Below are 26,617 nucleotides of genomic sequence, written 5' to 3'. Positions count from 1 at the left end.
TTACACTGGCGACATCCATCGTGTTTCGAGCTGATACTAAAAATGATGCGGTTTGTTTTATCGTAGCAAATAAGAAAGCCGAATCTTTCAGCCGGCTCCAGTCTACCCATGCAGAATGTATTACTACCGTTCTATCCAATATACAGGTTGAGTTCAAGATAATAATATTCTTTCCCGTTTTCAATATAAGAGTCAATCTGTATCCTATCCTCACGCGCCAACCAACCGACAGCCATATTCAATTCACGATCCGAAAGTCCTGAAAGCCTTTTAATCTCTCTGTATTCCAAACGCCTGTTATTGTCCAACAGCCTCCATACAATTCCAGCATTTATACCGATACCATTCTTATTCATTGCAACATATCTTTCAATTTAACCGAAACAGAAATTATAGGTGTTTTCACTACAGATTCAATCTGTCCGTTTTTACTTCCTATGGAAACTTTATTTTCACATACCAGCCAACCGACAGCCAATGCAGTACTTTCAATACTCAGGTTAAGTATCCTTGCAAGTTCAGATATTGAAACAGACTTCACCTCATTCAGTGTATGCCATATTTTTTCAGCATTGATTTTTACAGATTTCTTATCCATGGTCTTATTTATAAGTAGTTCCGAATTGAATCTATATATTATGAAGTAATATCGGTTTCCAGGAAGGAACCAGATACTTATGACATATAGAGCAGACACATGAGTCTATATATCAGCCTTGTATTGGAAATTTCTTTTCAGTGGAGTTCCAATGTTTGATAATACTTTTCAGGTAAGAGCGAGATTTGTACATGTTTATTCTTGTCATAATATAATCTCCAGGCTTGTGCCCTATATGCAAACCCATCTAAATTAAAAGCGGAAGGGCATTAACCTCGTCTATAAGTGCGGGAGTCGAAACCCTTGGTACAACAAGAAACGCCCCTACTAAATATTGCAGACCAAACGTATGGCTATTCTTGGTACTTTCCAGGAAATTTCGACTTTTCACTTATACAGAACCAGCTAAACGCTTTTGTTTATAACCATTTGTTCATTTTAATGAACGATTCAAACATACATTTATTTTTCGGAAAAAACAACTGTACCAAAACATTTTTTTTTATTTGAGAATATTTTTTTAAGAAGCGACTCATGAATAAATCCACATAGAAACATATTCACTGACACGAATATCATCTGTTACATTCTATCCTTGTAACATATCTCCATATAAAATAAAAAGAAGCCATATCTTTGTCAGTCCCAATATACTTTCAGACTATAATAATCAACCTGTTTTACAGATATATCTTATTTATTTCCTTTTTCCTGGCTCACACAACCATCGTATCCGCTATCAAAACATACTATTTATCCGCATTGGCAAAGAATCCATTTCAGACTATCCTTGGTACTGTAGCTGCTATGAAAAGAGAGAATAATAGAAAGGAAAAACATATATCGTAAACCAAAGGAGAAAAAAGCTGAGCAATATTCGGGTGCACTCAAACTTTTTATCAAAAACTATCCTGTAAAGATGATATCCAAACTTGAAGGAGTAAGCGTCAGCACTGTACAGAGGTTGAAGAAGGAGTTTTGCTTATAGAGAGAGGTTTATTTAGAGAGAGGTGTGATAAGCCTCGGCTATGTAAATAGAACTGTGTCAAACCTTTAGTTTATTATTTCTTAGTTTAATACTACTCTGAATTTATCTGATATTCAGACATTTATCCGAAAGTAAAATTTGAGATAATCAGACTTGTTAAGGATTGACACAATTTGAATTACGGTCTCTAAGCCTCTCTCTTATTTTTAGGGGCACCTTTTATATATTATGCTATAGAATCATTTTTTATTTCCACATTTTCATTAACTTCCTGTATACTAAATTCTGTTTGATATTGAACCTCTGAATGATTTTGTTTAAATATACACCACCATATTTCTCCGCCTATATAGAAAAGTAAAATAGCAAGGCCTATTCTTAAAGTACAATACTGGTTACCATTAATTTTATTATCAGAATTCTTACTATTGTCAACGTTAGCTTTAAAACTGCTTACATCAGATCCTATAAAGTGATAAAGTGTATATTCTAAAAATAAAAAGGCTACCCATATACACAAACTTCCCAAAAACAAGCAAGGACTTAAATCATGATTCAGTAATGAATAACCTACGATAAGTATCCAAGCCAATAATACAAATACAATAAAGCCAATTGTTATTTTATAAGTGGAGTGGAAGTGGATAAGATGTTTCTGAGCATTATTTGTCTTCGCATATAATATGTGTTCAAAAGGCATATTCCCTTCTTTTTTCAATATTTTCCTCCAGTTCTCCAACCAACTCCGGTGTCCAATCATAGACAAATACCAACAGTAGCTAGCTATAACTCCTAAAATGGCTATAACAGTCAGAATATCCCAATAAGTACAATTTAGATAGAATAACTTTGCACCCAAATTTGTAAATTCATTATTAGAAATATTCCCTTCCACCTCCACTATTTTCCCCGTACTCACCAATATTGTACAATATGCAACAAGTAAAGCACCATTAAACAGGGAGTAATAGTTCATCCATGTATGATATCTTTGCTCCATCCTGTTAAAATGAGCAAATATCAACTTATAGTGTTCTAACCTTCTTTGTTCTTCATCCATCTTTTCTTATGTTTTACTGTATTCTTTCTATGTTATAAATAGTGTTTATCTCTTCCGCTTCCAGCACACGGTCATAGATACGGATATTGTCCAGTTTCATATCAGCGGAAGAACTGGTATAATGTCCGTCACAGTCACCACCGATCTGCACTTTGATTGAAGTTGGAATATCATAGACTCCTTCACAGTTGGCTACAAGCTTACCGTCCACATATAATTTCTTCTCGCAACTTGATCCGTCACCATTGGGAATATGAGTGAAAGCAACCATGTGCCATTTTCCGTCCTGTAGTGAGCTGAACGGATAAGAGAAGGAATAGGAGAGGCTTGGTTTTCCACGGTTATTGGAATAAAGTTCAAATTTTCCACTGGATGTACGGGTGGCAAAGCAGGGATAGTCCAAAGCCTTGTCCATATTTACAGCTGATAGAAGAATACCCGCTCCAAAATCCTTGATCCACATGCTTGCAGAATAAGTGGTGTTCTTGAAAAGCTGATAAGGTATGTTGATATACTGTTTCTCCACCTGTCTCAGATAAACAGTTTTTCCTTTGTTCGAAGGAGTGTCAGAAATCATATCCGGACGATTGATCAGTGCTGCATCATAATGATTGGGAGAGCTGTCATCACCTGTTTCATCATCAAATGTATAATATGCCACCAATCCTACTCCAATGGAAGCAAGCTCGTCCGCATCAGGTATTTCTATTGGTGGTTGCGGTTCCTGTTCGTCATCATCTGTAGAGGAACAGGAATATAAACAAATTACTAATAGTACAGGGTATAGATAATATTTTATTTTTCGCATGTTATATTGTCAACAATGATTATAAAGTATAATCCCCGACTTTCACAAGCCAGGGATTATCATTTATAAATTTAAAGTTTTTATTATATCTAAGTATTTCTCTCGCTTGAGAAACGACTTATTCTTGATTAATGATTACTGTTTCTTAACAGTGAATCCAACTTCAGCTGTCTGAACGTGACCGTACATGTCTACATAAACTACTGTCAATGTAGAAGCCACATCAGCTGTCGGATTGGTAGAAGCAGAGTTCTTATGGAACTTGATAGTCTGATTACCCCAATCTTGGCTATTTTGACTATGATCACGAACAAAGTAATCTTCATCCTTAGAACCGTTGCTTGTAATCTTGGCGTCAACTACACGAATTTCTTTCAAATTCAGTTTAGTCATGTCAACACCGTACTTAGTACTGTTGTAAGTATTTACACCAAAGATATCGGCACAATTTACTTCAAAGTTTTCTTCTGCATAAACCGCACTGGTCTTAGGCATTTCATCTTCTTTAGAATCTTTGCCATCAGCTGAATACCAAATACCATCCTTAACGATATAACCTTTATCAGCAGCTTCAATCCATCTCCAAGTATGAACCGGTTTGTGCATATAGCAATTGTATACAGTATTGAATGAATCGTATGCTTTAACTGCATGATTTTGATTTGTCAATACTTTGTTATTGTCTACATAAGCACTTACACCTGCATAAACGTATTCTACATCAGTAGCATGTTTGGTTTCGCTGTTAATTAATTTATTAGTAATAGTAACATTCTTACCGAATTCTGCCTCATCTGTATAATCTTTAGTATCATCATTATACTTAGTATTAGCAAGAACAATACGGTATCCAGATGTAACACTATTTCCATCAAAGTCATTTTTCCATCCGTTGAATACATTTTCCATATTCATTGTACCTTCAGAAGCTGTACCTGTTACACCCCATCCATTCTGAGCATCCCAAGTAATAGTACCATTCATATCATACTGACTTGGTATCAAGAAACAGTTATAAACACCGTTTACAATCTGGTTGTCCTTAGCTGTGAATTTATGTTCGGCAGGTTCTGCTGTAGGCAATACTTTTTCTGCGGAAACTTTTATTGTAGCCAATACAAATCCATCAGCATTCTTCAAAGTCAATGTACCGTTCAGTTTAGTATCATTCAATACCAGACCTAAGTTTTCATTGAACTTGGTTACAATTGTAGCCTTGTTAATGTTTGTAGGAATTGTTACGTCCTGCTTTCCTTCTAAAATACCATCTACTACTTTGCTTTCTGTAGCAATTACAGCTGTACCAGCAGTCAATGTTACTTGGAAACCATTAGCTTTTATATGAGTTACCCCATTAACTTTATCTCCCAAACCATCAGCAGCCCATTCGTATGAAGCAATCTTCAGACCTTTCAGTTTAGCCACATCTTCTTTGCTCAATTCTACAGCACCGGATTTTGCATCAACTGTAGTTGCGATAACTTTTGTTTCGATAGAAGGAATTTCAACACCGGCCTCACCTAATTTCACATAGAACGCACGACCGTCCGGATCAACCAAGGTTCCGTCCAAGTTAACAGCATATACACGGAAACCAATGAAGTCATTGATGATTTCCTGATCTTCGTTAGGAGAAATTTTAATTGTTGCGGTTGTACCTTCAACAACTGTGTTCAGGCCTTCATATTTATATGAATTCCAAGCATTCCATTCTGAAGGTGCAGACTCAACGGCGTTAGCTTTCTTATCGAAAGTTACATACATAGCCTTAACTTTTTCTGCTGCTACCCACTTACCTTCGTTATTTTTTTCTTTCAAAGATATGGTGATAGCCTTATTTTGAACAGCCGGATAAGCCGGCATATTTGAACGGTTATCCCCTGTTTCCGGAGCTTGATTTTCTTCTTCTTTAGCAACGAAGTTTCCGTCCTTATCTTTCAATACATTTCCATTTTTATCAAAAGCTTCAGTCAAAGCATTACCAGTCCACTTATATTCTTTAGCCGGTGTAGACCCACTCTCAACTTCACCTGTGATAGACTTGCTTTCAAAAGTATAACGGTTGTTGATGTCATTAACATTAGTGTCATCAACAAAGAAATTTAATTTTTCTGAAGGATCAAAATTACCGTGTTCCAAAGTCAAATCGTAAGTAGAAATGATATTTCTCTTACCCATGGCAGTTTCATCCTCTTTCGTATTGTCTACTGCTACAGCATACAGAACTTTCTTTCCATCTTTATTAGTAGCGGCTGCATTGAAAGAGTCCTCATCATAGTTTTTCAAAGCGACTTCAACCACCCACAAACCGCCTTTAGAAATACCTCTTGTACCTGTCAGCAATTCATCGTACGGAGTGATGTTCTTCACTTCAACAATATCCAGTTTTTCACCTTTGCTGTCCTGCAAGCTGATCATGCTTGCGTCCAGATTAGCATTGGTAGGAGATACACGAATCAAGAATTTTGCGCTCTTCTGGTCCTGTGTTCCACCTTTGAACTCAAGCTTGTTTGCAATGGTTTTGTCCAAAGTCCATTCGTCACCGAAGATGTTCTTCTGAATTAAGACACTTTCAAAATTAAGATTCCATTTATCTTCTCCTTGATTATTGCTCTCGCTGTTTACCAATGAAACATGAGTAACGCCTGTATAGATGGCAGAAGATAATACATCCAAGTTAGTGTTTATCTTGGTTATTTCTTCAGCAATTTTTTTATAGTCGTTTTTCAGCTGTTCAATCGCTGCTTTTGTTTCTGCAACATCAAATCCCTGAAGGGCTTCTACTGCTTTTTCGCAGGCTTCCAGTTTGGTCTTGACATCACCAAGTTCCTTCCCTGTAGCCTCTTTATATGCGTCCAAAGCGTCCTGTTGCAACTTTAACGCACTCTGCAACTTTCCGATTTCTTCCTTGTTGGTCTTGACATCAGCTTCCAGATTGGTTATTCTTTCGCCTAAAACGCCTTCCACTTTAGACAATTTGTCCAAAATTTCTGCGTCTGCACCTTTGTAAGCGGCAGTAAGAGCTGTGATATCACCTTTGATAGTAGCGATTTCAGATTCGATGGCTTTGATGTCTTCTTCAGATGCTCCTTGATTGTTCTGAATCATCTTAACCAGTTCTTCCTTCACTTTGGCAATTTCGGCCTTAGCAGCTTCAATAGCATTCTTTTCAGCCTGCAAAGCAGCAGCTTTAGCGTCAGCAGCATCGGCAGCAGCCTGATCAGCAGCAGCTTTAGCGTCAGCAGCCTCTTTCTTTGCAGCAGCAATTTCTGCTTCTAACTTTGTCTGTGCACTTTGCAAGTCAGACACTGAAGTTTCAAGAGCTGACACTTTCTTGGAAAGATCTTCCTTTCCACCATTTACAGCACCCCAAAGTTCTTCAATGTCATCATCGTAATCCTTACAAGACACAAATGTTCCTGTCGAAGAAACCATCAAGGCCCCGAACAGGACTGCACTTAAAAACTTTTTGTTCATAATGAATTTAAATTTATAAATTTAAAAAACTAAAAATTGGTTTTCATATTTATTATAAAGGACTTAATTGCTTTGTCTGAATCTTGTCATATATTGTATGGGGGTCATTCCCGTTATTTTTTTAAAAGCTGTATAGAAAGGGCTTTTCGAAGCGAAACCACATTTCTTCGGAAGATTTTCCAAAATGCTACAGCCGGCTCTCAACAACTCCTTGGCATATTCCACCCGATACCTGTTCAACAATCCTTTCAGGTTACATTCAAAATACCGATTCACCACATTGGAAAGATAGGTCTGGTTCGTATCAATCATAGCACTCAACTTTTTCAGAGACAATTCTGAATCCAAAAACACCTTCTTTATCTCCAACTGGTAAAGCAGATTCTTGTAGATCAGACTATCTATTTCCCTGTTGCTTCTACCTTTCATGACAAATTCCTCCTCCCAGTGTTTTTCAACAGCTTTGAAGAGCAAATTCTTCTGTCTTTGAGAAGTGGAACTGACCTCCTTACGTTTTAGAAATAGATATTCCATACTGTCTTTGTTTCTTTAAATTTCCTCCGCCACACACCATTGTCAAATGTTGTATACAGATTTGTTTTTCCTGTTTTTATAGGATGAAACGTTATTTTGGTGCAAATATACATACTTTATCGAAACTTTGTGCATTTTTCCTATAAAAAAATATAGAATCTCGTAAAATAATCGTTTTTCAGGTTATTTTCAAGCTGTTATGTGAAGTGGAGTTAAATCGAATACACCTTATTTAATATGAATCGCATTTCATTAGCGGACGACAAGCAGATAAATTTAATGAGTTACATTCCTGTAACAACAAAAAGATCCACCAGCCGTTTAAAGACTGATGGATAAATTAATAACAATACACAAAAACTCCATCAAACTTCATAGCCTGACGGATTGATAAATATAGAAAGGATCTGTACTATATTACCAATATAACATAATCCGATGAATCTCCGAAATCCCTCACCAACAAAAGAAGAGAAGCACCATACATTACGTACAATACTTCCCTGTAATACATATATGAATTCTTACTAATATACCAACTTCACCACCACTTTCTCATAATCCGCATCCACCGACATTCCCCTGATCCGACCAGCATCAGGTTTCCTTGCCGATCCTTGATTTTTTGAGAACAATAGAAGTTGTGGCGTTTTCCCTAGGTATCCCACAATTATATCATCAAAATATTCTCTACGCTGCTATAATCCTGCCTCCCCATTGTAGAGCCATTGCATTCGCTATTCCGGGGAAGGTCTTGCTTCTGAGTTTTCTTCTTTCTTCAGGCGATACACCCGAGAAGAATATATCAGTGAACCACTTAGGAGATTTGTTTCCGCTCTTTGAAACATAGATCTCACCTTTCCCGACTATATTTGTAGGTGTCAGGAGAGGTAAGTTTTTCAACCATAGACAGGTCTTCTTGCTCGCTTCATGACCAAACTGCCAAGGCTCTATGATCTGGTCGGGTTTTCTCCATCGGCTGCTCATGATACCAACCGGATTTTCTATAGCTAATTTATCTACTCCAACCCTTGAAACATCCATGAAGAACTGAACTGCATCTTCACGGTCTTTGGCTCTGTCAGGGAACTTCGGATGTGGTCTTCTCTGTTCTATCGGAAGGCTTTTATCGTCGGGGTGATAATACCATCTCGCACCTGAAACAGCAAGATAAGTACAGGGTGGATGGGCTATAACCAAATCCCAATTACCGTCAAGAAAGTATTTAGTGCCATTTTCCAAAGTTCCACCTCTATTGGCTATTACATCAAACATATCCCCCTTAAAATGATACTCCGGATATCCACCACTGCATTCCTGAAGGTCACAACTGAAAGCCTTATGACCCAATCTTCTGAAAGCCAGACAAACGGCCTGACTTTCTTCACATGCTACCAAGACATTCATACTTTCTAGAATATGATTTGCATTAAAATCCTATCCGAATAAGTTCTCAGGCCGATATGCTCTACCTTCTGTCCCATCTCCATAAACAACAGAAACTTATAGAACCTGATGAATGCCGTTATATCTGTATAGAAGTTCTTCCCGGCAAAATTAAGTGGAAACAATAAGGGGTAGCCTCCAACTTCCATCCTTTGAAATGCTCCGATTTCCATTCCTGTAATCAAAGCCATATCTGAATCATAGACTATCAATTTATTGGGATTGCAACGAAAGTCCCTGATAAAGAACATCCTGACCTCCTTCTCGCTAATTTCCTTGATTCTGAACTGTACCAGTCCGGAAGTATATTCGTCCAGTGATTCCTGTACTCGTGATTCTATTTCTTCAATACTCATATTTGTATTGAGTATTTCCCCATTTGCTATAAAATAGTTCTTCATAGTTCTTTAGATTTAGTTTTTTGAGATTTAATGGTTAACGTGATATTCCAATCCTTTTTAAGATAAGATTGCAATCCTCTGTATGAATCAATTCTTCTTCTTTCTCTCGGCATGATTGATAAAGCCTCTTGAAGTGTAATAGTAATGCAGAATCCGGTTTTAAAAGCATCCCCATATTTGCTCTGGAGTAATGCTACGTCTTTTCTGTATTTCTCAGGGATAGGTTTGGTGATTGTCTTGTTGCTGTCTTTTTTCACGATAACACTTGGCTCAGCATCATTTTCCAAGCGATTAGAAACAGAAACTTTTTCAGCTCCTAATATCCTACTTATAAAATCGATAAACATTAAATGCGATTTATATTTCAGAAGTAAGGATTTGAGCTGGCGAGAATAGCGTTTTAGCGATTTGGAAAGGAGAAAGAATAAAAGAAAAGTGTCCTCAAATCAGATTTATAACCATGAATATCAGACACTCTTCTTATGAGTATTGTTTCTTCATTGATAAGGCTTTCAGTGCTTTTTACAGAAAGGATTATATGACGCTGACGTAATACTTAAACAACTAAGAAGTCAGATCCCATTATTTTCCATACCCTTTAATCATCAATAACTTTCCCAACCCTTTCTCTTTCACCATACTTATTTATATATATATAAGGTGCCAAAACCAGAGACAGACTTGATCACCACCATTTCCCGATCAATAAAGCCAAACATATAATTGCTTTTTCATGGGAACTGTTATATCTTTGTCATGAAAAAACAAAACCAAAACATATTACAATGGCAACAACTAAGAAAACAACAGCTAAGAAAACAGCAACAACTAAAAAGACTACAACAAAGAAGACAACCACAAAATCACCTGTAGAAATCATTACTCCTGATATTGTAGGAACCAGTGCGGGTAAGATCTGGAACACACTTAACGGATCAGAGGAAGCATTGACAGAAAAAGAATTATTGAGCCTGACTAAACTTTCCGGACAATCATTATATCTCGGATTAGGATGGCTGGCACGTGAGGGAAAACTGGAATCTGGTGGTAAGGAATTTAAACTGGCATAAAAGAAGTGGCTCATTGGGGTAAAAACAACTCCTAAACCACTTCAAACTCTCACCGTAAACCAATAATACCCTGATTCCCCCAAAAAATAAGTAGAGTAACCTTTTTAATTTCCAGTTATTGATATGATGAATACTGATACTGTTCCATTCTTTCTCAAATTCATCATATATCATTTCATTACTCAATACACATTACCAAAAACCGGAAGATAATTTATCCAGTATATCTTTCTCCTATATAAATGGAAAGTTTATATTGAAAATAATAGAATCCCAAACAAAACAACTTATCAGCCAGAAACAAGTAATTACCTTCCAATACTCCCTAGATAACAATAACAGCATCAAATCCAGACAGAATTATCAAAGTATCCAGCAATCCTAATCTGACTTTGATTCATTAGTTATCATTGTTTCCTTCTCTCTTTCCACCCTCAAGAGGAAAAGGAGCGGAAGCGAGACGGGGAAATTACAAGACCTATGTTTTGATTAATTTTTGAATAGATAAAATTGAAAAAGCTATATAAAAACATTATTTCCGACCCATTTCCCCGACATTACCGCTCTTCTTTTTCTTGAGGTAGGGGAAAGAGAAGATAACAGAACAATAAAATATCAAATCTATCCGAACTATGACTGAGAAGAAGAAAGCTACAAACCAATTCCTGACTGCTACAACCAACAAAAAAGACTTGAACATCAACAAATATAAATCAACGGCTGGAATATTAATGTGATGACTGGTAAATGAACAGTATCGCAACTCTTCCACATTCTCTTACTCTTTATAACAAATTTGATTCGGGTTAAGTCGAAGACGGAAGTACAGACGAAGTATGAGTATGGTACATAACCCGAAGGGATGGAATAATTTATCTACATAAATGCTTATTCTTTAAGCTTTTGTACATGATTTGCACACTTTTTTATTCCACTCTGTCTTTCAGTTATGTACTACATTTCACTTCGTTCCATACTCTTGTCTCCGACTTACCCCTAAAACCGATAATACCCTGAATCCCAAAGAGAACAAGTAGAGTTACCTTTTTTTACTATACCTATACATAAGACCTCGGATTTTTTGGACAGTAAGAGGTTTTAATTGAATATCAGGATTATATCTATTCATTTTCGTCCATGGTCAATAATAAACAGGGCATTATCATCCAAATAACTACTCCGACCGACAATCATCTTATTTCATCAGTCATAAAAATGCACTACCATTTATCACAAACAATAGTGCATATAACTTTAAATCTGATTCTAATGAAACAACAGGAAGTATGGCAGCAAGTACCAGCTTCCATTGAAAAAACAAAGAACATACTGCTATTTTCACAAACCACAATATACAGATACAAGTGTATAACTTAAACCTGTTTTAAGATGAAAAACACAAAACTTACATTACTATTTTCACAAACCATAATGTACTTACAAATTAAGATTAATATAAACCTTCCAATAATATATGAGGTCATAACATTGAACATTCATCTAAAATGTACATCACTATCTTCTCAGACTATAATGTACCAACATATCAAATAATCTACATGATATAAAAACAAACAATCAGGTATATATCAAGGTACAGCATAAAACATTATTACTTATTTTGTCATATACAAAACTATACATTATATATGATACTTACTAATATTATTAAATAAAAAACATGTATCTGATAGTATCTTATCTGTATAATCGGATAAAGCCAGCTGTTTTCTCTCTGATCTTATTTTGAGCTTTCATCCGGTTCGTCTACAGTAACCTTTCACTTTATTTTACTGGGGTTAGTCAGAGACAGAAGCCTAATACGAAGTATGAGTTTTGGTACATAACCCGAAGGGATGTTATAAAAAAACTGACAAAACACTTATTCTTTAAGCATTTGTACCTGATTTGCACACTTTTTTATAACACTTTGTCTTACAGTTATGTCATACATTCCACTTACGTTCCATACTTCCGCCTCCAGCAAACCCCTTAACCTGTAATTCCAAGATTTTCCAAAAGACAATTACAGTTACCTTTTTTTCTTCTTTTCTGTTATATCTATTAGAATACTAGAATTCTTTGGAAGTCAGAATAGATAATTGAATATCAGAGCCATATCCAACCAAACATCATACAAACATAAAGGATCAATCTTCACTTCATTATCCATACTTCGGCCGGTGATTATTTTACCCTATCAATAAAAAACAAATTTATTATAGACCAGACCTAATATTTATCGGACATCAGGAAACATTTACAATTAATTTTCAGCCGTTTCCCTGTCACAACTTCCTCACTAAAAAACATATAAGAACCACAACGTTATCAACTATCCCCCAAAAAGCCAACATAAAATCATCACATTATTCATTCTACTTATCCAATTATTATCAGAATTCGAACTATACCTATTTATCGACAAACAAAATATTAGCCGGCTATTAATATCATCAAACCAGACCAGGAAAATCAAGACATGGATTCTATACCAATCAGTCTGAAAGAGGAACTGACATATTCATTAAAACCTATTGTAGATCCTGGTCCATTGTTTTCTTCTTCCCTGCCTCAAAGGGAAAAAAAGTATGAACAAGACTTTTTATGATTCTGATAACCCATAAATCAATCTGTCACATTCTCTAACCAAACCCAAAACAGAACCAAGAAGATCAACCGCCATAATACAGGTTGATCTTTCTTTTCCCCACTTCCTCAATATCAAGTTCTATATCCCGTTTCTCCAGGCAGGAAAGTATACCAACCGTCTTTTCAGCAATCTCCTTATCCATATCTATCACAACACCTTCACCGACAGACACTTTACATATACCTCCGAAAGAAGCAATCCTTTCAAGAACAACCTCAGGAAAAAGCCCGTTCTGAATCCTTCCGGCTATCAACAATGAATTTCCGACAACCCTGTCAGAAACTGTTATACTGTCAGCCTTCATCCCAAAAGCCGACATAAGTTCATTCATATCTCCGACTGTAACCATAACGGGAGACAAAGATAGTAATTCATTCTCACTATTTACCCAACCGGCTGTTCATGACACCAGAAAATTATAACTATAGATCTTGTTCCGAACTAGAATATCAATAACAGGCAGAATATCAAAACACAATCCTCACTGCAATAATTCTCCATGTGGCATTCGGTGATCATTTTATTTCATATCAGCCTGGATACATAATTATTACAGAGTGGATTAAAATCAGGAAACATTAAAGGATTGATTTTCGTTCTTAAATATCAACCATACTTTCAGCAACCTATATCACATTTATTTTTCTGACTACAACCGATAATAATTCATTCCACTTATTCAAATTGCTTCATCATTATCAGAAATTGGGTTGGCAGTAAGGAAGAAGCATATATTACTCTGTTTATCATTCAATATAATCAGGAATAAATAAAAAACTGACCGAACATTATTTCATTTATATCATTCATTTTATCAAATAAGCCAAAATATGAATTTTTACATCAAACCTTGCCTACTATTGAACCTAACAGCTAATATGAACAATTAATGGATTTTAGTTCATTGTCATCTTCTTCCCGTCCTCAAGAGAGAGAAGGGGGGAAAGGGGAAAGCGGAACCCCTAAAACCTAATTTTTTACTGATTTTGGGATAACTAGAATTGAAAAAAGTTATGAAAAATAGACTTTTCCACCCCCTTTTCCCCCATTTCCCCTCCTTTTCCCCTCTTTTTCCTTTGAGGCAGGGAAAGAAAAGAATAAAACATCTGAATAATCCATAAATTACAAACTAGAATCTATTATTCCCTCCAATAATACTAATAGTTTAGCTTCCACTTTATATTATAAATAAATAAAACTCAGCCTCTTCTCCGGTCTTGAAACCTTCTTACTGATTTCGATGAGAGGTAAACCGCTGAAGCATACACAGATGAAAATTCACGACCAAAAAGGCAGGGTTTCAAGTGCTGAAAAGCCCTACGGACGGGATGAGATTATTTTTTTTAATTGCCCGAAAGCCTATTGCTGAATAGTTCAAGGAAGAATTCGAGAAGTTAAGACAGAACATACGCCGACCAATACAACCGCAAAGGTATGAATGGCACTTTTTGTGTATATTCGCAAATAAAAGTACACCGGGAACTATGTCGGGTACGTGATGAACAAAGAACTTTCGAAAAAATCAAAATAAATACAGAACTATAGAAAAAACTGAATTGATTTATAGTTCATATTTACGCTAGTATTAATAATGATTTTTCGTATATTTGAAAATCTTATTAGCAACGTATTGTTTAATACTTTATACTTATGAAAATCAGAATATTGCATCTTATATTATCCAGCTGTCTTATCTTTGGCTGTACTAGTAAATTTTCCAAAAGTAAAATAATGGACTTTGATAGTATTCAAACAGCAAAACTAATTGATGTACCGAATGAAGAAACTATTCATGCATATTATGATACGGCAAGAGTTCCTATTAAATATTTGCCAGAAGAAAATGAAGAAACAGATATTTATCTAGTGGTAGAAGTTATGCCAGAATTTCCTAATGGACTTAAAGCCTTATTTGATTTTATCTATGATAATTTGAAATATCCAAGTGATGCCCTAGAAAAAGAAATACAAGGAAGAGTTATGGTTGGAGTTGTTATAGATGAAAACGGTTCAGTAACACAACCTAAAATACTAAAAAGCATATCACCCTCTTTAGATAAAGAAGCACTACGGATTGTATCAATTATGCCTAAATATAAACCGGGTACACAAGATGGGGTACCCGTAAAAGTTAGATGCACAATTCCTATATATTTCAAACTGCCTAATGCTGATAATGCTTCAAAAACAGATAGTATTATTAAATCAATAAAATGAATTGAAATTAAGGGTCTATTGTAATCTTTTGTAAAAAACTGACAAAACACTTATTCTTTAAGCATTTGTACCTGATTTGCACACTTTTTTATAACACTTTGTCTTACAGTTATGTTATACATTCCACTTGCGTTTCATACTCTTGTCTCCGACCAACCCGAAGAAAGAAAAAAAGAAACCAAGTATCACCTCAGTTTCTCTTCTTAATTTGACTATAACAGATTGGGGGTTGTCTCTTCTCCATTCTGATAGCAATAGATGTCCAGATTTTCTGTAACCATCCACTGGCAATTATTTAGCCTGAATCCGTATTTCTCTTCAATGGTAGAAAGAAAATCCTCAAAATCCTCGTAATTCTCTGATTCTCTTAGTTCTTCGTCCGTCAGCTTTATGATATTCAAGCAACCGATACAAAAATCTAAAATCAGTACATACCTTGGTTCCATAATTTTAATCCTCTTTTAAGTTATACCTTTTAATCAGTTTATATACCGTTGATTTAGAGAAACTACATCCCTGAGAAGTAACGAATCCCTCCTTGTTCAAAATATCCGTCATCTCTTGCAAGGTATGTTCTTCTTTAGTTAGGGTTCTGAGCATGGCAACCGCTCTTTTGTTGTTGGGGTTATTGTCAGCCTTATCCTTGCAAGTCCTGATACTGTTTTGGATGGCTTGCTCATGTCTATCCATCAGGTGTTCAGGATTACCAAGTTTGAATCCCCTGCTTTTCTTAGCCTGTAATGACGCCTTCGTTCTGGCTGCTATCAATTCTGCTTCGTACTGGGATATAGCCGAAATAATATGCAGTACCATTTTATTAGCCTGTGGGAAGTCGCAAAAGACTATTTCCACATCACTTTCTAACAGGTTGGATAGGAATGAAACAGACCTTGCCAGTCTATCCAGTTTAGCCACAATTAAAGTTGCACCGTCTTTTCTACATGACGACAACGCTTCCTTAAGTTTGGGTCTTTCTTTTTTCCGGCCCGATTCAATTTCAATATATTCAGCAACCGGAGTTTTATCACAGAGATATTTCTGTATTATCTCCCTCTGTGCCTCAAGTCCCAATCCTGAGTATCCTTGTTTCTGAGTGCTTACCCGGAGATAAGCCACATATTGGTTTTCATCCTTCATTGTCATTCGTTTTTTAACAATAGTTCCACTGCTTAGATGGACGTCTAATCTATGGAACCATTTACATTAATACATAAAAAAAGGCTTTCCATGAGATTTCGAGTTCCTATAAATTCTACTCTCCCACAGAAAGCCAGTTATCACATTTCCCGATTTTTCAGAGAACCGCTAATACTTTATAATATTATATGTATCAGAAATTCTCTTTTCATAATCATCGGTTTTCTCCACAAGTTCATCCACCACAGAAACAAGCATGTCAAAGTAGATGTCCTCTCTCTTTTTCCTGATTTCTCCATCTTCACCAATCAGACAGACTTCAAACAGGTCAGTGCCCTCATTCAATACAATCTGAACTTTTCCGATATGCTTGAATCCGTTGACCCTGAATTCAAGACCACATGTTATTACTTTTACAGTCTCAATCTCAACTCCCCAAGACATAAGGACAGGGAGATTGGATTTCAGGATTGACCAGATATACTTAGCCAGTTCCCAATCGTAGTTCTTATCTCTTTCCATAATCCAAAGTTTTTAAGTTCCTATCTTCTTCATCCTCATACCAGAACATCCGATAATCTTCACATATCTTTCTATAATCCTCCAATCCGAAATGTGGAAAATTGGTGGAATACATGTAATGAAGGTCTTCGGGAGTAAGGTTTGGATCGTTATTCAGTATGTCATAAATCTCATCCTCAAACTCATAGGGACTGAAATATGGATCATCCTGAACATGGGAATATACATCGGTACAGTCCTCTATGATATGTTCTATAAACATCAGGCTCTTCGTCAGGTCTTTCTTTACTGTGATTTCTTCATCGGTGTGGGCATTGTAGTAACCGCATGAAACGTTGATACAGGAAACCCCAAGTCCGTTCTCTTTCAAGGTCAGGATATCGGTCATCAACCCGTTCTCCTCCATGTAACCCCATTTTTCAGGTTCAAGGGCTTCCATAAACTTATCGGAACACAAGCCGGCATATCCTATACTTGTAATCAGGTCCGAATCACCCTTTCTGTCAGGCTGGATAACAAACCTTACATCATCGAAGAAAGACATCACCGCCTCAGAACTTCCTTTGCAGCCTGTTTCCTCCTCCCTGAAAAACACGACTTTAACAGCATCATATTTCTTCAGGCATTCAAGACAGATGAATACCCCGTTCTTGTCATCGGCTCCCAAATTCTCAAACCTCCTGTTCTTTGAGGAATAACCGAATATGACTTCCCTTGTTTCCACCACCTTGAAATCCTTTGAATGTTTGCAGTGTGAAACCTGGTCGATATGGCTCACTAAGCAAGGGTAAACTTCCGCTTTTCCCTTTACCACATACAGGTTCCCGAACTTATCCTTTGACACGGATATGTCTCCGGGAAGCTGTCTTATATAGGAACAGAGGAACTTTACCATCTTCTGTTCCTTCCCACTCGGGCTGTAGATACTATACAGCCGCTTCAATAATTGTATATTCATGATTTATCTCTTTTTTAAGTTTATAGCCGTATGGAAGGTTGGTACTTGGATTTATCCTGTCGAACACCTCATTGTCAAACTCCCATGCTTCCTCATTTCTCAATAGCCGGCATAATGTATCCGTACCGATGCTTTTATTCTCATAGATACCTTCCGGTTCATTCCAGATATTGATCCGGGTAATGTCGGTGTAATCCTCATACCATTCATCATCATATTCGGAGTAATGCCAGTTCTCCCGCTTGAACTCATTTTCCGCTTTCTCCATACAGTCCTTACAGCAATAATATTCCTCCGTCACTTCCGAGCACATGGCATCATCCAACAGGATATATGTTCCACATTCATCACAGCAGACACAATCGTTTTCATGGTGGTATTCCTGTGTTGATTCTATCCATATAAAATCATCCAGGTTTTCAACGTCTACCCGAATCTCCCTTCCGTTCCGGTAGCAGAGTCTTGTATCATCACAATAGTATTGGTGGTAATCATCCCATTCCCGATCGTCATCATCGTCGTCAGTATCACCATATAAGTTCAAGTCTGTGGTGTCAAGGTTATATGAAAAGTGTGAGTTTTCGTAGTTATAGGCTTTATTCAGGTTATAATTGTACCATTTGAAAGAATCCTGATAAGAAAGCGTGTCTTCCAGTTCCAGATCACAGTCAATCTCAAACTTCTTGTCGGATAATGAGTTCCCATGAATATCTACAAATGCGTTAGCTTCATGACAGGATGCACCCACGATTTTATAACCGTCTATGTAATCACCTTGAATGAGTTTGTCAATCAGTAACCGTTTCAACACGTCATCACCTCCTGAAGAGTATTGCCTTTCAAGCAGCCTCCATTTATTGCCATCCTGATCCGTAACGTCAGTAAATAGAATGGATCTTGCTACAACCAATCCTGTTTTGTCTGTTATGTAAGCAGCCTTGGCTTTTACAGAATCACGATAGAATGAGGTCCGGTCTTCGTCCACCATACATGAACCAAAATTACCCTTGCAATAATCACTATCATATATCTTCCAGAACTCATTGTTTATATGTAGTTCCATATCAGGTGATTTCCCATGTGTATAAGTACACCATTGCTGAGTGAAAACATCTCCTGCAATCCAGTTTACGACACTTGGAGAGAGCAACTTTCCTATCTCTGTCTCAAGGATAAGCTCTCTCATGAATTTTCCGGCCCTCATCTTGAAGACCCGGCTACGTTCAACATTTATATAGCGGACTGAACTTTTATCCAGATCCTCACATACACCCTTGCTTTCGTCAGTCTGATATCTGGAAGAGTGGTATGTCTTGCCTATCAGTTCCACCCTATAAGGCAGCTTTTTATCACCTTTTCCTGATTCAATGACAGCATCCATTACTTTTTTCTGTAGGTCAGCCATATCATATATATGTAACAAGGCATAATCGTTATGTTCCCTGCAATACCGGAGCAGTGCAGGATTCTTCAGATGGTTCAGCAGTATCCTGTTCTTTCTTACCACTGTACCGTTATCTCTTTTTTCAAGTCCGAAACAGGCCTTGAACCTTTCGTAACCATAAAAATCATAGTATAACATAATCTTCTGAATTTTAAATTGTCGGTAAATAAAAAAAGGAGAGATACTTCCTTTTTATCGGAAATATCCCTCCCCGGAATATTATCTTGGTATGTCTCAACCGTGTCAGATGAATGGTATCGTCTCGTCCTCCAGAACTCCCGATTCCACTATCTTCTTACATATCTCATGCGAAGCTTTGTTCCTCAGGTCATATCCGTAACCTTCACTTCCCATTGTTTTAATCACTTCAACCATACTTCTGAATAAGGTCTGTTGCAGGGTCCTGTGGAATGTAGTCACCGCCGAAGCGAACCTTTTCTCATTCCACCCATAATCGTTCAGGGCATGTTCAAGTTCTTTTGCAGCCTTGAATTCCCTGCTGTTTTCCAGTTCATGTCTTTCCATAATATTCATTATTGATTATACATTATTCCTGTTGTAATGATTTGGGGTAAACGTCTTTCTTATACGTGACTGACATTCATCCGGTAATTCCTTCAGGATCCCAGCATATCTTTTATCAGAACAGCCTTGCGGCAATCTGTCTATGCATGTCATAATATCATTCATTTCCATATCAAGTATCCGTTAAAGGGTTCAACAAAAAAGGGAGAAAGATCATGTTTGTCATATTTTAGTTCTTTCTCCCTTGTGAGTTAATTTATTTTCAGGTCTAACTCAAAAACCATCCGTAATTCTCAGTATCTTCACCGTTTAAAGCTTTTTGGATACCAACCGCAAAATCAGTGCAGTTCTGATTTCTCTCCAGGAACTTATCAATATAGGATTGTTTGGCAGCGTCATTGAGTAGCTGCATCAGATCCCAACAAGTAATATTATCCCTGCCACGTAACCCGAAATTAGGATTTTCTATATAGCCTTTCGTAGCCGCATTGACATTGGAATCACCTAAAATCACCTTTGGCAGTTCTTTAAGTTGTGAAGCGGGTAAAGCTTGATATAATCTGAGCCTACCAATTATCTGACAAAACTGTTCCTGTGAAATATTCGTCCTTCCCAGATTTTCAAGTAGCCTGAGATTCTGTTCGGGGTTAAAGTCTTGAAATAGTCTGAGTGCTGAACTGTATATATCTGCATCACTCATCACTTCCAGTCGTCCGGTCAGACCATCGTTCAGTAACATAAGGTTCGAGCAAACTTTCACTCTCCATCCGATAAAGATTTTAAATTTCTCGGGTGATTTTCGGGCGTATAGGTTTTCCTCGTTCAGACTTCTTACACCTCCGATACATAAATGTACTTCTTCTCCGTTCATCATTCTGCTCATAGACCTGATATGAAAACAGAAAGCCATACGTTGATAATAGATAGTCTCGTCCTCAGGTTTAAGTTCCTCTTTCTTTTTGGTTAATGCTCCCGGAACCCTGCCCAGGATTCTATGTGATACCCTGATTTCCGTGTTTCCAAAGCTCTCACCCGTAAAATAACTCCTTGCAGCCTCCTCGATCCGGTGTATGAATGTCTGGTGGCTGATTGTAAGCTGGTTATCTCCGAAACTGGGTACAATGCAGTTTCTCTCAAGTTCTTCAAGTGTAATGCCTGAAGTATTCGATTCTATGAAATTGGGATGTTCTTCCTGCTCTTCTTCAGATACGATTACAGCATCTTCGATATTAACTGCATTCATCATTCTTGTCATCATTCCGATTGTTCTTGGAATGACAGTAAGTTCATTAGTTATTGTTTCCATACTATTCTTATTTTTTAGTTGTTAATAAAATCCGATAAACGAAAAAAAGCCAAGAGGTTTATTTCTTTGCTTTTATAAATAAACTTCTTAGCTTCTTAATTCCCTTGAGTATTGATGTAGTAACCTCAAGGATTGTTATTATTACGTCCTGACCCTTATCATAATCCACTGTTCAAGACATTATGTTAGTTCTCAGTCACCGCCGCATCCACAGCTTCGACTTTACCCGTGGCGGATTTTTTCTTTCCCAATCTGCCACGATACTTCTCGGCAAGCTCGATCAATACGGAGCCTGCCACGATGATCTCCGCTACATTTGCGGCGATCTTCAATGCTTTTACCAAATTTCCCATTTCTCTAATTTTCAATTGTTTGTTATTACGTTTCTATTCTCTTATATATTATTCTCACATATAAGGCTTTGAAGGATTCAAGAAAGGGGAAGAAAAAAAGAAAAGCCGTCATCAAACCTCCTCGATCTGACTTGACTTTCCGATAGACTGCATACTTTGGGTAATCAAGACTAAAGCTGTGAAAACTACTCGTACCGTTGCTATCCCTCGAATTAAAGTTCTAACCATCATCTGAAATTAGATTTAACCCGGAAAATTACTTTTTATAACGCTTGAAGCTGACGCACCTTAATTCTAATGGTGCTGAATAATGCTCCAAGCTATTTTCTCATATATAAGGGTTTGGAAGGTTTCAGGAGGGAGGAATGAACGGCCATACTTTTGATATATAAATGAAAGGTCCGCAAACAAAAATCCGGGTGCCCTGTTGTATCCGGATAAAGGAGTATCGTATGGAGAGAACCGAACTGATTGAGGCTATAAGAAAAGTCTGTGAGATACAAAACGATATCAGAATAGACATGAGGGTAAGAGGTGAGGGCTGGTTTTTCGATGCCGCATACATATTTCTTGGAGAGAACGGAATATATGTGACCGACACCTTATATATAATAAGCATAGACGAACTGGACACAGGGTCATTGAACAGAATACATCAAAAAATTGTTCTGAAATAGATTTCCCTCATGAATGATAAAACAAATTGATTCATTACAAAGCGGCGGTTCGTTGAGAATAGCCACTTTTCACTATAATCCATATTATTTTGGAGGTCTTGAGTTTTTTGCCTATCTTTGTAGTAACCCATATATCAGACCATTATGAACAGCAATAATAAAAACCAGATAATCCGTTTTGACTGGGCGATGAAACGTCTGCTCAGGAACAAGGCAAACTTCAGTGTCCTTGAAGGCCTGCTCACCACGTTACTGGGTGAGAAGATCATTATCCAAAGACTTCTTGAAAGCGAGAGCAATCAGGAGGATGAGTATGACAAGTATAACCGTGTGGATATGCTTGCCGAGAACTCCAGGGGTGAGCCGGTATTGATAGAGGTGCAGAACAATAATGAATATGCCTACTTCCAGCGTATGTTGTTCGGTACTTCCAAGCTGGTCACTGAATATATCAACAGAGGGGAAAGCTATGACAAGGTCCGTAAAGTATACAGCGTCAATATAGTCTACTTCTCCCTAGGGCATGGCAGGGACTTCGTTTATCATGGAAAGACGGAATTCAGGGGTATCCACACTAATGATCTTCTTGAACTCACCCCGTTCCAGAAACAGACATTCAAGGTGGATACGGTCAGCCAGTTATATCCCGAATACTATATCCTGAAGGTGAACGGTTTCAATCAGGTAGCAAAAAGTCCCCTGGAAGAATGGATCTACTATCTTAACACTGGAGAAATACCTTCCACTGCCACAGCTCCCGGTCTTGAGGAGGCTCGTGAGAGATTAAAGTTGGATAGTATGACTAAAGATGAACTTGCCGCTTACTACCGCCACTTGGATAATATTGTAATCCTTCGTGACAATATCAATACTGAACGGGAAGAAGGAAGAGCAGAAGGGATTGAAGAAGGAATAAATAAAGGAGAAAGAAAAAAAGCAATAGAAGTTGCCCGTTATTTAAAATCATCTGGAACCTCAATAAAGTTAATTATGGGAGCAACCGGATTGACCAAAGAAGAAATTGAAGAACTATAAAACAAGTTTCTCTATATAACACTGTTTAGGAGGAGCATACATTTCGTATAGTTCCTCTTTTTTTTGCATGATTGGTTGTTTATATAAAGTTCAAAAATACCAATCTACCACCTAATAGTTAATTAATGTTGTAGCAATGGTAGGTGGCGGCACCAATCCCCAACCGGGAGAAATCAGTCTGGCTCACAACGGTTTGCTCTTTCTAGACGAGTTGCCGGAATTTAACAGAAGTGTACTTGAAGTACTTCGCCAACCCCTAGAGGACAGGCATATATCCATCGCACGAGCTAAATACAGTCTGGATTATCCGGCCAGTTTCATGCTGGTAGCCAGTATGAATCCCTGTCCATGCGGATATTATAATCATCCTACACGAGCTTGCGTCTGTAATCCCGGACAAGTGCAACGGTACCTGAACCGTATCTCCGGTCCTTTACTGGACCGCATAGATATCCAAATAGAAATAGTTCCGGTTCCATTCGAAAAAATGGCAGAACGCCATCATGCGGAAAGTAGTGCAAGCATACGCGAACGGGTTATCAAGGCCCGGAAAATACAAGCTCAACGTTTTGCCAACCATCCGGGTATTTACTGCAACGCACAAATGGAAGCCGGGTTACTCCATCTGTACGCTCAACCCAATGAAGCAGGGCTAAAATTATTACGAACTGCCATGACACGCCTCAACCTGTCGGCGCGCGCATACGGTCGCATTCTAAAAGTAGCGCGTACCATTGCCGATCTGGACAACAGTGAACACATTACTTCCATCCACCTGGCAGAAGCGATAAGCTATAGAAATCTTGATAGAGAAGACTGGGCCGGTTAGTTTAGCTGCCCGACTCAGTTTCCTTTGCATGATAAATGACCTGCATCAATGAGTCCAGTTCAATGTAATTTGAAAGAACATCCTCTTCCTTATCGGTCGTTTCCCAATCTTTATCCTCTCTCTTTTTAGAGAAAAGTGCATTTAAAATGAATTTATACCACGTATTCATGTCTCGTTCGACTTAAGGTTTTATAAAAAACAGGATAAGTAAAATTTAGTTCATCATTTTTCTCTCCTTAAGATTAAATGCAAATAAGTGCAAATCACTGCATCACGATATAACATTTTTCTGTATTTTCACTTCTTCCGACAAAGCCCCCGAATAACCATATTTTATAATAAGTACGGCCTGTCAGAGATTTTAAGGGAGAAATATTTCTGATTATTCCATATACTTACTAAAAATCACTAACTTTGCACGTTACTGGTAGAAATAACAAAAAAGACATCATACAATGGAAAATAAATTCAAAAGAACCACCGTCACATCCGCTTTGCCCTACGCAAACGGTCCGGTACATATTGGTCATCTGGCAGGTGTATATGTTCCTGCTGATATCTACGTGCGCTATCTCCGCCTGAAAAAAGAAGATGTTCTTTTCATCGGAGGCTCTGACGAACACGGAGTACCTATCACCATTCGTGCAAAGAAAGAAGGTATTACTCCACAAGATGTGGTGGACCGCTATCATACCTTGATAAAAGAATCATTCAAAGAATTTGGAATTTCATTCGATATATACTCTCGTACTACATCAAAGACACACCACGAACTGGCTTCCGAATTCTTCAAAACCCTGTATGATAAAGGTGAGTTCATTGAAAAGACCTCCATGCAATATTACGACGAAGAAGCCCATCAGTTCCTGGCCGACCGTTATATTACCGGTGAATGTCCTCACTGCCATGCAGAAAGAGCCTACGGTGACCAATGCGAGAAGTGCGGAACATCACTTTCTCCGACCGACCTGATCAATCCGAAAAGTGCTATCAGTGGCAGTAAACCAGTGATGCGTGAAACCAAACATTGGTATCTGCCATTGGACAAACACGAAGGATGGCTGCGTGAATGGATTCTTGAAAATCATAAAGAATGGCGCCCCAATGTATACGGACAATGTAAAAGCTGGTTGGATATGGGCTTGCAACCCCGTGCGGTAAGCCGTGACTTGGATTGGGGAATCCCTGTTCCTGTAGAAGGCGCTGAGGGAAAAGTACTTTATGTATGGTTCGATGCCCCCATCGGCTATATTTCAAATACAAAAGAATTACTTCCCGACAGTTGGGAAACTTGGTGGAAAGATCCAGAAACCCGTTTGATTCACTTCATCGGAAAAGACAATATTGTATTCCACTGCATTGTTTTCCCTGCTATGCTGAAAGCGGAAGGAAGCTATATCTTACCGGATAACGTACCTAGCAATGAATTCCTGAATCTGGAAGGTGACAAGATTTCCACTTCACGCAACTGGGCAGTATGGTTGCATGAATATTTGCAGGACTTCCCCGGCAAACAGGATGTATTGCGCTATGTATTGACAGCCAATGCCCCCGAAACAAAAGACAACGATTTTACCTGGAAAGATTTTCAAGCACGTAACAACAATGAGTTGGTGGCTGTTTACGGTAACTTTGTAAACCGTGCTTTAGTGCTGACTCATAAATATTTCGACGGGAAAGTTCCCGTTTGCGGTGAATTGACCGACTACGACAAAGAAACATTAAAAGAATTTGCAGACGTAAAGGCAGAAGTAGAAAAGCTACTGGATGTATTCAAATTCCGCGATGCACAAAAAGAGGCAATGAACCTGGCACGTATCGGTAATAAATACTTAGCCGATACAGAGCCTTGGAAACTGGCAAAAACTGATATGGACCGTGTAGCCACCATCCTTAACATAGCATTGCAACTAGTTGCCAATCTGGCTATTGCATTCGAACCTTTCCTGCCTTTCAGCAGCGAAAAGCTCCGCCAAATGCTGAATATGGAAACATTTGAATGGGACCAACTGGGGCGTACCGATCTGCTGGCAGAAGGACATCAATTGAATAAGGCAGAACTGTTGTTCGAAAAGATCGAAGATGAAACCATTCAAGCACAAGTAGACAAACTGTTGGCTACCAAAAAAGCAAACGAGGCTGCCAACTATAAAGCCAACCCGATAAAACCGGTAATTGCTTTTGAAGAATTTGAAAAGTTAGATATCCGTGTAGGTACCGTATTAGAGTGTGAGGTAGTGCCTAAAATGAAAAAGCTGCTGAAATTCAAGATTGCTGACGGACTGGAGAACCGTACCATCGTCAGCGGTATCGCACAACATTATAAACCGGAAGAACTGGTGGGCAAACAAGTTTTATTCATTGCCAACCTTGCTCCGCGCCAATTCAAGAACGGATTGGTGAGCGAAGGCATGATCCTGAGTGCTGAAAACTTTGACGGCACCTTAGCGGTGACCTCTTTATTAAGAGAGGTAAAGCCGGGCAGTGAAGTGAAATAATATACACCCAAATACAGAAAAGGCTGAAAGCAACTGAAACGTCCGCTTTCAGCCTGACTGTTTTATAATCTATCTATAAAA

At 37.9% G+C, this 26,617-nt stretch carries 23 protein-coding genes and 3 pseudogenes; 7 read left to right on the top strand and 19 right to left on the bottom strand.

Annotation, left to right across the window (positions count from 1 at the left end; genetic code table 11):
• Nucleotides 1-131: 131 nt before the first annotated feature.
• From RE317_RS01725 to RE317_RS01685, 9 genes and pseudogenes are all read right to left on the bottom strand, one after another.
• Nucleotides 132-356, bottom strand: coding sequence for a winged helix-turn-helix domain-containing protein (locus RE317_RS01725; protein ID WP_134855550.1), 225 nt, complete (start codon nucleotides 354-356; stop codon nucleotides 132-134).
• Between the two features lie 18 nt (nucleotides 357-374).
• Nucleotides 375-598 (bottom strand): annotated as a pseudogene (locus RE317_RS01720) (winged helix-turn-helix domain-containing protein).
• A gap of 1,214 nt (nucleotides 599-1,812) precedes the next feature.
• Nucleotides 1,813-2,646, bottom strand: coding sequence for a hypothetical protein (locus RE317_RS01715; protein WP_117696652.1), 834 nt, complete (start codon nucleotides 2,644-2,646; stop codon nucleotides 1,813-1,815).
• Between the two features lie 13 nt (nucleotides 2,647-2,659).
• Nucleotides 2,660-3,454, bottom strand: a complete 795-nt coding sequence (locus RE317_RS01710) for a LamG domain-containing protein (RefSeq protein WP_117696655.1) — start codon at nucleotides 3,452-3,454, stop codon at nucleotides 2,660-2,662.
• 135 nt (nucleotides 3,455-3,589) lie between these two features.
• Nucleotides 3,590-6,931 (bottom strand): hypothetical protein, encoded by a 3,342-nt coding sequence (locus tag RE317_RS01705; RefSeq protein ID WP_303266117.1) that lies wholly within the window; start codon nucleotides 6,929-6,931, stop codon nucleotides 3,590-3,592.
• A 63-nt stretch (nucleotides 6,932-6,994) separates the two neighbouring features.
• Nucleotides 6,995-7,465: an AraC family transcriptional regulator gene (locus RE317_RS01700; protein WP_005849366.1), complete on the bottom strand. Its 471-nt coding sequence runs from the start codon at nucleotides 7,463-7,465 to the stop codon at nucleotides 6,995-6,997.
• A 690-nt stretch (nucleotides 7,466-8,155) separates the two neighbouring features.
• On the bottom strand, nucleotides 8,156-8,872 hold the full coding sequence (locus RE317_RS01695) for a hypothetical protein (RefSeq protein WP_303266118.1): 717 nt from the start codon (nucleotides 8,870-8,872) through the stop codon (nucleotides 8,156-8,158).
• Nucleotides 8,873-8,877: 5 nt separating this feature from the next.
• Nucleotides 8,878-9,312 (bottom strand): hypothetical protein, encoded by a 435-nt coding sequence (locus RE317_RS01690; protein ID WP_303266119.1) that lies wholly within the window; start codon nucleotides 9,310-9,312, stop codon nucleotides 8,878-8,880.
• Entirely contained in the window at nucleotides 9,309-9,659 is a 351-nt protein-coding gene (locus RE317_RS01685) for a hypothetical protein (RefSeq protein WP_303266120.1), read from the bottom strand. Before RE317_RS01685 ends, RE317_RS01690 begins: the two co-directional genes overlap by 4 nt.
• A gap of 438 nt (nucleotides 9,660-10,097) precedes the next feature.
• On the opposite strand from RE317_RS01685, the gene RE317_RS01680 reads away from it, so the two are divergent.
• Nucleotides 10,098-10,382, top strand: a complete 285-nt coding sequence (locus RE317_RS01680; RefSeq protein WP_303266121.1) for a winged helix-turn-helix domain-containing protein — start codon at nucleotides 10,098-10,100, stop codon at nucleotides 10,380-10,382.
• A gap of 2,675 nt (nucleotides 10,383-13,057) precedes the next feature.
• On the opposite strand, the gene RE317_RS01675 is transcribed toward RE317_RS01680, so the two are convergent.
• Complete coding sequence (locus RE317_RS01675) at nucleotides 13,058-13,366, bottom strand: hypothetical protein (RefSeq protein WP_229108230.1); 309 nt, start codon at nucleotides 13,364-13,366, stop codon at nucleotides 13,058-13,060.
• Nucleotides 13,367-14,309: 943 nt separating this feature from the next.
• Here RE317_RS01675 and RE317_RS01670 point away from each other — a divergent pair.
• Together RE317_RS01670 and RE317_RS01665 are read left to right on the top strand one after the other, a co-directional pair.
• Nucleotides 14,310-14,534 (top strand): annotated as a pseudogene (locus tag RE317_RS01670) (hypothetical protein); the annotation flags it as partial.
• Nucleotides 14,535-14,685: 151 nt separating this feature from the next.
• Nucleotides 14,686-15,252: an energy transducer TonB gene (locus tag RE317_RS01665; RefSeq protein WP_134855647.1), complete on the top strand. Its 567-nt coding sequence runs from the start codon at nucleotides 14,686-14,688 to the stop codon at nucleotides 15,250-15,252.
• 212 nt (nucleotides 15,253-15,464) lie between these two features.
• Here the strand turns inward: RE317_RS01665 and RE317_RS01660 are convergent, their stop codons facing one another.
• The 8 genes from RE317_RS01660 to RE317_RS01625 all read right to left on the bottom strand — a co-directional run bounded on the left by RE317_RS01660 (nucleotide 15,465) and on the right by RE317_RS01625 (nucleotide 21,497).
• Nucleotides 15,465-15,698 (bottom strand): hypothetical protein, encoded by a 234-nt coding sequence (locus tag RE317_RS01660; protein ID WP_134855646.1) that lies wholly within the window; start codon nucleotides 15,696-15,698, stop codon nucleotides 15,465-15,467.
• A gap of 4 nt (nucleotides 15,699-15,702) precedes the next feature.
• Nucleotides 15,703-16,389: a recombinase family protein gene (locus RE317_RS01655; protein WP_195642890.1), complete on the bottom strand. Its 687-nt coding sequence runs from the start codon at nucleotides 16,387-16,389 to the stop codon at nucleotides 15,703-15,705.
• Between the two features lie 168 nt (nucleotides 16,390-16,557).
• The gene (locus RE317_RS01650) at nucleotides 16,558-16,911 is read right to left on the bottom strand and encodes a hypothetical protein (RefSeq protein WP_195642870.1); all 354 of its coding nucleotides are present in this window, start codon (nucleotides 16,909-16,911) and stop codon (nucleotides 16,558-16,560) included.
• Complete coding sequence (locus RE317_RS01645; RefSeq protein WP_195642869.1) at nucleotides 16,898-17,869, bottom strand: hypothetical protein; 972 nt, start codon at nucleotides 17,867-17,869, stop codon at nucleotides 16,898-16,900. Before RE317_RS01645 ends, RE317_RS01650 begins: the two co-directional genes overlap by 14 nt.
• On the bottom strand, nucleotides 17,838-19,451 hold the full coding sequence (locus RE317_RS01640; protein WP_303266122.1) for a hypothetical protein: 1,614 nt from the start codon (nucleotides 19,449-19,451) through the stop codon (nucleotides 17,838-17,840). Before RE317_RS01640 ends, RE317_RS01645 begins: the two co-directional genes overlap by 32 nt.
• 105 nt (nucleotides 19,452-19,556) lie before the next feature.
• On the bottom strand, nucleotides 19,557-19,838 hold the full coding sequence (locus RE317_RS01635; protein WP_303266123.1) for a hypothetical protein: 282 nt from the start codon (nucleotides 19,836-19,838) through the stop codon (nucleotides 19,557-19,559).
• A gap of 268 nt (nucleotides 19,839-20,106) precedes the next feature.
• Entirely contained in the window at nucleotides 20,107-21,144 is a 1,038-nt protein-coding gene (locus RE317_RS01630) for a DUF3871 family protein (RefSeq protein ID WP_303266124.1), read from the bottom strand.
• A gap of 185 nt (nucleotides 21,145-21,329) precedes the next feature.
• Complete coding sequence (locus RE317_RS01625; RefSeq protein WP_303266125.1) at nucleotides 21,330-21,497, bottom strand: hypothetical protein; 168 nt, start codon at nucleotides 21,495-21,497, stop codon at nucleotides 21,330-21,332.
• Nucleotides 21,498-21,949: 452 nt separating this feature from the next.
• On the opposite strand from RE317_RS01625, the gene RE317_RS01620 reads away from it, so the two are divergent.
• The 3 genes and pseudogenes from RE317_RS01620 to RE317_RS01610 form a co-directional block, all read left to right on the top strand.
• Nucleotides 21,950-22,174, top strand: a complete 225-nt coding sequence (locus tag RE317_RS01620) for a hypothetical protein (RefSeq protein WP_117697086.1) — start codon at nucleotides 21,950-21,952, stop codon at nucleotides 22,172-22,174.
• A gap of 144 nt (nucleotides 22,175-22,318) precedes the next feature.
• Nucleotides 22,319-23,209, top strand: coding sequence for an Rpn family recombination-promoting nuclease/putative transposase (locus RE317_RS01615; protein WP_117697073.1), 891 nt, complete (start codon nucleotides 22,319-22,321; stop codon nucleotides 23,207-23,209).
• 121 nt (nucleotides 23,210-23,330) lie between these two features.
• Nucleotides 23,331-24,038: pseudogene (locus tag RE317_RS01610) on the top strand (YifB family Mg chelatase-like AAA ATPase); the annotation flags it as partial.
• A gap of 1 nt (nucleotide 24,039) precedes the next feature.
• Here RE317_RS01610 and RE317_RS01605 read toward each other — a convergent pair.
• Entirely contained in the window at nucleotides 24,040-24,207 is a 168-nt protein-coding gene (locus RE317_RS01605; protein WP_005850567.1) for a hypothetical protein, read from the bottom strand.
• Nucleotides 24,208-24,493: 286 nt separating this feature from the next.
• On the opposite strand from RE317_RS01605, the gene metG reads away from it, so the two are divergent.
• Nucleotides 24,494-26,536: a methionine--tRNA ligase gene (gene metG, locus RE317_RS01600; RefSeq protein WP_303266126.1), complete on the top strand. Its 2,043-nt coding sequence runs from the start codon at nucleotides 24,494-24,496 to the stop codon at nucleotides 26,534-26,536.
• The last annotated feature ends 81 nt before the right edge of the window (nucleotides 26,537-26,617 follow it).

It is taken from the genome of Phocaeicola sp. GP0067, assembly GCF_031119655.1.
In the GTDB taxonomy this organism is placed as follows: Bacteria; Bacteroidota; Bacteroidia; order Bacteroidales; family Bacteroidaceae; genus Phocaeicola; species Phocaeicola vulgatus.
Note: the sequence above shows the minus strand (reverse complement) of the source record. Positions and strands in the feature narration are given on the sequence as shown.